This window comes from Nocardia sp. NPDC004711 (assembly GCF_053601595.1).
The window spans coordinates 1-7,888 of sequence record NZ_JBSGCB010000133.1; the positions used below are offsets into that span (position 1 = coordinate 1).

General features: G+C 65.7%; 8 protein-coding genes. 5 read left to right on the plus strand and 3 right to left on the minus strand.

Annotation, left to right across the window (positions count from 1 at the left end; genetic code table 11):
* Positions 1-148 precede the first annotated feature (148 nt).
* Together ACWEKS_RS48345 and ACWEKS_RS48350 are read right to left on the minus strand one after the other, a co-directional pair.
* Positions 149-1,258, minus strand: a complete 1,110-nt coding sequence (locus tag ACWEKS_RS48345; RefSeq protein ID WP_452346436.1) for a winged helix DNA-binding domain-containing protein — start codon at positions 1,256-1,258, stop codon at positions 149-151.
* A gap of 21 nt (positions 1,259-1,279) precedes the next feature.
* Positions 1,280-2,440 carry an epoxide hydrolase family protein gene (locus ACWEKS_RS48350; protein ID WP_452346437.1) on the minus strand — a complete coding sequence of 387 codons (1,161 nt, stop codon included), beginning with the start codon at positions 2,438-2,440 and terminating at the stop codon, positions 1,280-1,282.
* A 63-nt stretch (positions 2,441-2,503) separates the two neighbouring features.
* Here ACWEKS_RS48350 and ACWEKS_RS48355 point away from each other — a divergent pair, with 63 nt between their 5' ends.
* The 4 genes from ACWEKS_RS48355 to ACWEKS_RS48370 all read left to right on the plus strand — a co-directional run bounded on the left by ACWEKS_RS48355 (position 2,504) and on the right by ACWEKS_RS48370 (position 6,213).
* On the plus strand, positions 2,504-3,463 hold the full coding sequence (locus ACWEKS_RS48355; RefSeq protein WP_452346438.1) for a helix-turn-helix transcriptional regulator: 960 nt from the start codon (positions 2,504-2,506) through the stop codon (positions 3,461-3,463).
* Positions 3,464-3,610: 147 nt separating this feature from the next.
* Positions 3,611-4,645: a zinc-dependent alcohol dehydrogenase family protein gene (locus ACWEKS_RS48360; protein WP_452346439.1), complete on the plus strand. Its 1,035-nt coding sequence runs from the start codon at positions 3,611-3,613 to the stop codon at positions 4,643-4,645.
* A 277-nt stretch (positions 4,646-4,922) separates the two neighbouring features.
* Entirely contained in the window at positions 4,923-5,219 is a 297-nt protein-coding gene (locus tag ACWEKS_RS48365; protein WP_452346440.1) for a hypothetical protein, read from the plus strand.
* A gap of 400 nt (positions 5,220-5,619) precedes the next feature.
* Positions 5,620-6,213, plus strand: a complete 594-nt coding sequence (locus ACWEKS_RS48370) for a hypothetical protein (protein WP_452346441.1) — start codon at positions 5,620-5,622, stop codon at positions 6,211-6,213.
* 326 nt (positions 6,214-6,539) lie between these two features.
* Here ACWEKS_RS48370 and ACWEKS_RS48375 read toward each other — a convergent pair whose 3' ends face one another.
* Complete coding sequence (locus tag ACWEKS_RS48375) at positions 6,540-7,025, minus strand: hypothetical protein (RefSeq protein ID WP_452346442.1); 486 nt, start codon at positions 7,023-7,025, stop codon at positions 6,540-6,542.
* 166 nt (positions 7,026-7,191) lie between these two features.
* Between ACWEKS_RS48375 and ACWEKS_RS48380 the strand changes: the two genes are divergently transcribed.
* Positions 7,192-7,752 carry a DUF2199 domain-containing protein gene (locus tag ACWEKS_RS48380; protein ID WP_452346443.1) on the plus strand — a complete coding sequence of 187 codons (561 nt, stop codon included), beginning with the start codon at positions 7,192-7,194 and terminating at the stop codon, positions 7,750-7,752.
* The last annotated feature ends 136 nt before the right edge of the window (positions 7,753-7,888 follow it).

Here is a 7,888-nt window from a genome sequence, read left to right on the forward strand (position 1 = left end):
TGCTGGCGGGCAGCCGATTGACCGAGCATCCCACCGGGCACCTGGACCGAATCCTGGCCGGGACCCGGCCCTAACACCAGTCTTAAGTAGCCGATTACAGGCCGAGGTGGACTTGCACGATCAGGCCCGAAATGCCGGAGAATAGCCGCTAGATTGGGTGGTTGAAGACCACCGACCGTGTCGCGGTTGGGTCGGTGAATTCCAGGAGGCGACCGGCTTCGGCCGTTATGGCGGCGGTGTCATCGGGGGCGAACGGGCGACGGAAGGGGCGGATGGTCACCGTGGCGGTATCTGTGCCGCGGGTGATGGTCCAGTCGGCGGCGGTGAAGCCGTCCACCAGGAGCAGTTGCGGGGTGGGGCGTTGGGCTCGGTAGTTGAGGCGGGTGTGGTCGTCGGTGATCACGCGGCTGCGGTCGGCGTGGGACAACAGCAGGTTGTCGTAGTCGTAGACGAATCGTGGTGGTGCGGGGGTTTCCGGGTCCGGGCGGGGGGCGTCGGGTAGGTCGAACAGTTCGCGGTCCTGCTCGTCGCGGAAGGTCATGAGGCGTGGACGAAGTCGGTCGATCACCTCGCGAAGCCGGGTCAGACCAGACCAGGTCTGGACGTCCTGGACGGTGGCCGGGCCGAACGCGGTCAGGTACCTCAGCACCATCTCGTCTAGTGAAAGAGTTGCGGTCGATTCGGTTCCGACCCAGGACGACAGTGTGGTGTGCGCGATCGATCCGCTGCGTCCCCAGAGACCCCGAGGTGGTACTTGCACCAGCGGCACCTGATTGCGGACCGCATAGACGAGTGAGGCGGGTGCACACTCGGGCCAGCGCTCGCCGAGCAGGAGACCGAGTTCTTTGTTGGTGCGCGGCTTTTCGCCCAACAGATCGATTCCCGCCGCAATCAGCGCGGTCATGTCGATATTCGCGATGGGTTTGCCATGCACGTGGTTGTGGTACAGGTCGCGGTCCAGTGTCGACTGGATCAGCGGGCGCAGCACGGTCGCGTCGTCTGGGGTCACGAGGTGAATCGTGGAGCGCATCAACGCGATTCGCACCAGGCGGCGATCGACCAGCGGCTCAGCCGCCTGTTCCGGAGTGAAATCGGCCAGTCGCGACCATAAGCCGAGGTACCAGCTGTGTGGGGTTTGCGCCTGCAGACCGATCAGATGCCGCACAGTCTGCTCGACCGACATGCTGCTGCGGGCCAGCAGGGATTGGCGAGCCAGGGTGGCACGGTTGAGTTTTCGCCGGTCGAGCAGCGAGGGCATGGGAGGAGCCTTTCCGGTGGATCAGTTCAGTGCGGTGAAGAACGTGACAATGTCGGCGGTCAACAGGTCCGGGACTTCCAGAGCGGCGAAGTGGCCGCCGCGGTCGAACTCCGACCAGTGCACGAGGTTGTTGAGCTGCTCGCCGTAACCGCGGATCGCGATGTCCAGGGCGAAGACCGCGACGCCGATCGGGGTGGGCGACGGTGTGGCGTGGTAGTTGCGGACGTGCATGTTCTCGTAGTACATGCGCGCGGCCGAGCCGGCGGTGCCGGTGAGCCAGTACAGCATCACGTTGGTGAGCAAGCGATCTCGGTCGATGACCTGCTCGGGCAGGGCCGCGACCGGAAAGGTCCACGCCTTGAACTTCTCCATGATCCAGGCCAGCTGGCCGATCGGTGAGTCGACCAGGGCGTAGGAGATGGTTTGCGGGCGGGTGGCCTGGAGCTGGAAGTAGCCGTTGTCGTCGCCGAGGAAGTCGGCCAGCCGCTCCAGCCGCGCCTGTTCGGACTCGGTGAGAGTGGCGCGTTCGGCGTCGGAGACCTTCCCGAACGGGATGAATCCGAAGGTGGCGGCATTCAGGTGCACGCCGATCACCCGATCGGCGGCAATGCGGCCCAGTTCGGCTGAGACGAACACGCCCATATCGCCGCCCTGCACGCCGTAGCGCTCATAACCCAAGCGCCGCATCAACTCCGCCCAGGCCGCTGCGACTCGACCGGTGTTCCAACCGGTTTCGGTGGTGGGACCGGAGAACCCGAACCCGGGCAGCGACGGAATCACCACGTGGAAGGCGTGCGCCGGATCGCCGCCGTGCGCCGCCGGATCGGTGAGCGGGCCGACGATATCGAGGAATTCGACGACCGACCCGGGCCACCCGTGGGTCAGGATCAACGGCAACGCGTCCGGCTGCGGCGAGCGGACATGCAGGAAATGCACATTCTGCCCGTCGATTTCGGTGGTGAACTGCGGAATCTTGTTCAGCTCCACCTCCTGCGCGCGCCAGTCGTAGCCGGTGCGCCAGTACTCGGCCAGCTCCCGCACATACTCCAGCGGAATCCCGTACTCCCAACCGACACCGGGCAGCTCGTCGGGCCACCGGGCCCCGGCGAGCCGGTTGGCCAGGTCGTCCAGCGCGGACTGCGGGATGTCGATGCGGAAGGGGGTGATGGCCTCGTTGTTCATGAGGCTCACTCTAGAGGCACTATAGGACACCTTCGGTCCTATAGTCCTGGCACAATTTTCGGTATGAAAGAAACCTCCGGCCGCCTGCTGCGCCTGCTCGGCCTGCTGCAGATACGCCGCGAATGGTCCGGTCAGGAACTGGCGGATCGGCTGGGCATCACCACCCGCACGGTGCGGCGCGATATCGACAAGCTGCGCGACCTCGACTATCCGGTGCAGGCCGCCAAGGGCATCACCGGCGGCTACTGGCTCGGCGCGGGCACGGAGCTGCCGCCGCTGCTGCTCGACGACGAGGAGGCGGTGGCCATCGCGATCGCCCTGCGCACCGCCACCGGCAGCGGCGTCGCCGGGCAGGGCGAGACCGCGCTACGTGCGCTGGTCAAACTCGAGCAGGTCCTGCCCGACCGCCTGCGAAACCGGGTGGACGCCTTACAGATAGCCATCGTGCAGACCCCCGAGACCGTCCCCACCGTCGGCGCCGACGTCCTCACCACGATCGCCACGGCCTGCCGCGACGAGCGGCAGCTGCGCTTCCGATACGCGGGCTCGGACTCGACGCGGACCGTCGAGCCCCACCAGCTGGTGAGCTGGGGCCGACGCTGGTATCTGGTGGCCTGGGACCTCGGCCGCGACGACTGGCGCACCTTCCGGGTAGACCGCATGGACCCGAAAACCCCTGCGGGCCCGCGCTTTCTGCCCCGCGCCCTGCCAGGCGACGATGCCGCCGCATTCGTCGCCCGCGGCATCGCCCAGCGCTGGCCCTACCGAGCCACCCTGCGCCTACACGCCCCCGCCGACTCCGACGCAGCGCGCGCCACCGCCACCTACGGTCGCCTCGAACCCCTCGACGATCAGTACTGCCTGTTGCACATCGGCTCGGAAGACCCCCGCGCCCTGACCTTCCTGCTCGGCGCGCTGACCATCGACTTCGACGTCCTCGACGCGCCCGACCTGGCCCGCGAACTCCGTGCAACCGCAGCCCGGTTCATGGCGGCGGCTGGTGACATCGGAACGAAGAAATAGTCCCGACCAGGCTCCTGGCGGACCCGACCGAGAATTTGGGGTGTCTGCCGCCGCTGCAGCCCGTTGTCGATACCTTGCGGGGAATCGCTGGTCCTGTGTCCCACGGTGCACGATCCTGTCGGATCGTTTGTCGAAAGGAACAGGACCGTGACCGATACGGCGGCTCGGATGCGTCACTACCGGCTGGAACCTGGGCGTGGCGAGGCCGGATTGACGCTGCAGCAACGGGATGTGCCCGCTCCCGGCCGGGGCCAGGTGCTGGTGCGGATGCATGCGAACGCGCTGGGCTACCGTGACCTGCTGGTGCTGGCCAACAATTACCCGTTGCCGATCACCCCCGGTGTCGTACCCGGATGTGAGGGCGCCGGACAGATCGTGGCGGTAGGGGCGAACGTGACCGGGCTGACTCCGGGAGACCGGGTGGCCGCCACCGTGTTTCCCGGCTGGATAGCCGGGCCGTTCCGGCTCGAAGTGGCCGCGCAGCTGGGCACGATGATCGACGGTGCGCTTGCCGAGTACGTGCTGTTGGACCAGCACGCGGTCGTCCGGATCCCCGAGCATCTGTCCTACCAGGAGGCCGCCGCGTTCCCTCTCGCGGCGGTGACCGCGTGGCATGCCCTCACCGCCGGTGCGCCACTGCGGCCCGGCCAGACGGTGTTGACGCTGGGATCGGGTGCGGTGTCATTGTTCGCCATCCAATTCGCCGTCCGAGCCGGCGCACGCGTCATCGCGACCACCTCCAGTACCGCCAAGGCCGACCGTTTACGACAGCTGGGGGCCGACGAGGTGATCGACTATCACCGCACCCCCGACTGGCACACTGCGGTCCGGGACGCCACCGCCGGCGCGGGTGCCGACCGTGTCGTAGATACCGCAGGGCCACTATGGAGGTCGGTACAAGCAACCGCCCTGGGCGGCGAGATCGCCATGATCGGCTACTGGCTATCCGGCGAGACCGGCGCCGCACCGCTCGATCCGGAACTGGTGTTCAAAACCGGCGCGGTGCTGCGGCCGATCGCGACAGGCAGCCGAGCCCACTTCGAAGCCCTCAATCAGGCCGTCACACACCACCGCCTCCGTCCGGTCATCGATCGCGTCTTCGGCTTCGAGGAGGTCCCGAAAGCATTGGATTACATCGCCACCGCAGCAGGCTTCGGCAAGGTCGTCATCAGCCACGACTAACCGAACCGTCGCTCGCGGCCCGATGCACCTCCGCTGCTGACAGCGATATCGCAGATCACCGAGGCGTAAACGACGATACGCACGCCATGAGACCAGCCGCGACCCCGAACAAGGAACGCGCGATAATGCCGCATACCGCGCTGACCGAACCGGCCAGCGCGAGGCGCCGGCGGCCGGAACCTGGTGCGGTGCAGAACATCCGCTACTGATTTCAGTGCACGTCTTCGACACGAGGGCGGCAAGCGCGAGCGGTCGGCGCAGGTGCACAATTCGGTTCGTGACGGACGTACCGAGGTTCCTCGATGGCGCACGAGTGCTGGGCACAGCAGACATCCGCGGTGCGACACCATCTGGACGCACGAGGCACGAGGTGGACGGTCTCGTCGTCAAAGACTTCGCAGGACTGGCGATAGCGCGGTACGACGCGAGCCCCGAGGTGTACTTGTTCTATTGCGACGGGGAGTGGAACGTCATCACCGACACCTGCCACCACAGTGTCGCCGGGGCGCGCGAGCAAGCCTCCGACGAGTTCGGTCCGGTCGAGTTCGTCGAATTCCCATTCGCCACCGACTGAAACAGCCAACCTGTCCCGAACGGTCGTCCGCAGCCTCCGAAGATCACGCGCCGAGTGTCGTCCCTTGATGGCAATCCCGATGCCATCGGTTACGCCTACGTGGCCGGTGCGTGTGACTACCTGCCTAAACCGCTCAGACCCGGTGAACTGTTCGACTGCATCCGTGTCCATCTCACGGCACCGCAGGTGGCCTGAAACATCTACCAATTCGGGCGTGTCGCTGGCCATCCTGGTCTGCACCCCGCACCTGGCAGAAGGCCGCGCTCGGGCCACCCGGCGGCGCGGGCCTTGTCGATGCTGGCGGCGTTGATGGTGTCGCAGGCACTCATGGACCGACAGTGCGCCTCCACCTCCGACTGGCTCGGGTATGGGCGTCGGTCCCTGGTGACAGGATGCGGGTGTGGGTGACTATTTCGAACGAATCGTCGACCTCGATGTGACCTCGGCGGACGCGAGCACGTTGGCCGAGCACATGGTGGACTGGATGGTGTCGCGGCGATGGCTGCTTCGGGAGACTTCGCGCGACGCGATGTACAGCCTCCAGGTCGACGAAGGCTATGTGCCAGGCCCCGACTGGCCGCAGATCACCCAGGAATGGGGCGCCGACTGGATCCCAGGTCCCGTTGCCGTCATCGTCGGACGCCACGACCATTACGCCGGACAGGGCGGCATCGAACCGGCCTCCTCGGTATGCCCACGCTGCCAGGACACCACCGTGATCATCGACTACCCGCAACAATGGGAAGCCGATCCCACTGTATGGCAGCCGTTCTCGGACGCCATCAACGCTTGGAAACAAACAGGCACCGGCGCGGCGATCTGCCCCTCGTGCACCACATCGAGCCCCATCACCGCCTGGCAATGGGCAGACAACTTCGCTCTGGGCAGCCTCGCCTTCGACTTCTGGGGTTGGCCGCCCCTCACCGAGGACTTCATCGCCGAATTCGCTGCGCGACTCGGGCACCGAATCGAACACCACACCGGCAAGTTCTGAACCGAGGCTTCCGACAATCAGCTGAGCGCAGCGTGATGACTATCGAACTCGGTACCGAGACCACCTTCGCGGTACAGGCCGCCGCCATGCCCGCGGCACACTGCGCGATGCAATGGACCGCCAGCCCGGCTGAGGTAGATCATTTGGCCGATTCGACCGGATTCATCCGCAGCGCGGGGTATGAAATAGGCCGCCGTGCGCCTGCCACCCGAACGCACTCAACTGCCGCATACCGCGCTGGACCGGACCGGCCAGAGGGGCGCCGGAAGATCAACCGGCCGTGCCGATCTGAGCACCTCGGACGCCCGTACTGCTGAGAGGGGGCGTTATCGCATCGGTCCAACATCCTTGGCGTTCCCGCTCGTGATTGGATCGATGTCGTCGATCGCGCGCGTCAGACGTGACGCCACCTCGCTGTGGTCGTGAACCGACAAGGCCTGGTTGACGATCAGCCAATCTGGGATGTCGTCACCGCAGACGTACTTGCAAAAACAGTTGTAGATCGCGTAGTAGGCGAACTCGACCGGGTCAGGGAAGACCAGATCGTCGTCTTGCAGCGCGGTGATGGGCTCGAGGTATCGGCTGCCGACGTCCGCGAGATCCACACCGGCGCGTGCGGAGCGAAGGGCATCGGCGGGAAGCTCGACATCCACGTGGTGCCTCATCCCGACAACCGAGTCCCGGTAGCGAAGCCGGGCGGGCTCGCCCCGGACGTAACCGAGCCAGATCGGCAGGGCATCCTCGCACAGCGATAAGTGAACCTGTCGTCGGCGATCAGCGCCCAGCTGGAGAAAGAGTTGCCTCGGCGTCATGAGCGATTCTAACGAAACCTCAGGACTCGGCCGACAAGGTGCGTGCCATGGCCAACAATCACACTCATTTGCCGATGCCCCGCGCTGACCGAACCGGCCAGCGCGGGGCATCGGAAGATCAACTGGCTGTGCCGATCCGAGGCCGACGGAACGTCCGCTACTGCCGATGACCGTGCGCTCGAATTGCGCCGGTACGCTTCCGAGCGTGATAGTCGGCTCCACCTACACCTGCTCCCGCTGTGCCGAACCGCACGATGGTCCCCCACTCAGCTACGGCACGCCGGCCCCCGCGTACTGGAACGCCGAAGTCGCAGATCAGCCCGGCAGTGTGCTCGGAGAAGAACAATGCGTGATCGCGGGATCGTACTTCTTCGTCCGGGCACGACTGGTCATTCCGATCAGCGACCTCGACGCTGAATTCGACTGGGGTGTTTGGGTATCTGTCAGTGAAGCCAGCATCGAGCGGATGTCGGCGCTGTGGGACAAGCCCGAGAGAGTCGAGGAGCCAACGTACTTCGGGTGGTTGTCCACGGTGCTGCCCCTGTATGAACCGACCACCTTGAACCTGAAGACCAACCTGCATACCCAGCCGATCGGCGACCGGCCACTCGTGGAACTGGAACCCACCGATCATCCACTGGCTGTCGAGCAGCGCACCGGGATTACCTCGGCCCGGGTTCAATGGATCGCCGAACAAATCCTGCACACGAACCCGCCCATGGGCTGAGCTTGATCACGGTCCTGAAGCAGCCGCGGCCGAATGCACGCTCATGCCGCATGTCGCGCTGGCCCAATCGGCCAGCGCGACGTGAGCGAAGATCAAGCGGCCGAGGCGATCTGAGGCCAGCGGAACGTCCTGCATT

Coding starts and splice junctions, on each gene's coding strand:
- ACWEKS_RS48345 (WP_452346436.1), bottom strand. CDS start 1,258: ATGCCCTCGCTGCTCGACCGGCGAAAACTCAACCGTGCCACCCTGGCT.
- ACWEKS_RS48350 (WP_452346437.1), bottom strand. CDS start 2,440: ATGAACAACGAGGCCATCACCCCCTTCCGCATCGACATCCCGCAGTCC.
- ACWEKS_RS48355 (WP_452346438.1), top strand. CDS start 2,504: ATGAAAGAAACCTCCGGCCGCCTGCTGCGCCTGCTCGGCCTGCTGCAG.
- ACWEKS_RS48375 (WP_452346442.1), bottom strand. CDS start 7,025: ATGACGCCGAGGCAACTCTTTCTCCAGCTGGGCGCTGATCGCCGACGA.
- ACWEKS_RS48380 (WP_452346443.1), top strand. CDS start 7,192: ATGACCGTGCGCTCGAATTGCGCCGGTACGCTTCCGAGCGTGATAGTC.